General features: G+C 36.1%; 1 protein-coding gene. It reads left to right on the plus strand.

All coding sequences use genetic code 11. The annotated features are described in order from the left end of the window. The coding region (locus KH813_RS06770) for a DUF2828 family protein (protein ID WP_303994575.1) at positions 1 to 1,031 on the plus strand (1,031 nt) is incomplete at its 5' end. Positions 1,032 to 1,220: the final 189 nt, after the last annotated feature.

Here is a 1,220-nt window from a genome sequence, read left to right on the forward strand (position 1 = left end):
TTATTTTGCAATCCTTGTTACATTTAAGTGCACGTGAATACCGCAAAACCTTGTCTAAGTTACGAGAACATTTAGCGGTAGTAGATAGAAAGGTATCCCTAAACCAATGGAATGATATTAATTATAATCATGTGCCATCTAAAGCAAATCTTAAATATCGTAATGCTTTCTTAATACATGATAATGAACGTCGTAAGGCATATCTTACATCATTACAAAAGGGCAACGATGCTGTTAAGATTAATGCCAATTCTATGTTCTTGTACGATATTGTACAAGCCTATGTAAAGGGAGATAATTTCTGGGATAGTAGTCTAAATCCATATGACAAAACATTAGAGCAGTTGTGGAATGCCCAAGATGCGCCTAAGGATTATGACGATATCTTAGTTATACGCGACGGGTCTGGATCTATGGGGGAAAAACTATCTGGTAATAGTTCCGTCACCGCACTTAGCGTAGCAGATTCGATTGCATTGTATTGTGCACATCATAACAAGAATGAATCCTTTAAAAATCGATTCATTACCTTTAGCAATCGCCCTCAGATGGTAGATGTTTCGATGTGTCATACATTGAGAGATAAGTTAAGACGATTGCATCGCTTTGACGATTACAGCAATACGGATATAGAGGCTACATTTGATTTAATCCTTGATACAGCTGTGAAAAATCATCTGCCTCAAAAGGAGCTACCATCATCGTGCCTTATTATTTCTGATATGCAGTTTGATCAAGCTACAAAGCATGAGGATAATACAACTGTTATTGAAACGTGCCGCCAGAAATTTGAAGCCCTTGGGTATACTATGCCACGGCTTATTTTCTGGAACGTATCCGTCTATGCACATAATACTATTCCTGTTCAAATGCATCCAAGTGGTGTCATTCTTGTATCTGGCTTCTCTAAGTCTATCGTTGATATGGTAGTGTCTAGAGAACTCGATTCTGAAAGAGCACTCAAAGCGGAGCTAGATGCAAAGTGTGGTATCGTAGATACAGTATTACAAGACTATGTAAAGGTAGCGTAATATTAATATAATCCTAGCACATAAGGTTCTTATTAGTTTAGTTATGACTAGTGGGACCTTATTTTTGTGTACATAATTTGTGTTATAATTAAGAGTAGGTTTTATAAGGTAATAATCATTTTATATATACGAGGAATTATATATGGCAATTAGCAAAGAGATACAAAAATCTAGCGAAATGAAATTCGA

The sequence above is a fragment of the Negativicoccus succinicivorans genome, assembly GCF_018373335.1.
Taxonomy (GTDB): domain Bacteria; phylum Bacillota; class Negativicutes; order Veillonellales; family Negativicoccaceae; genus Negativicoccus; species Negativicoccus succinicivorans_A.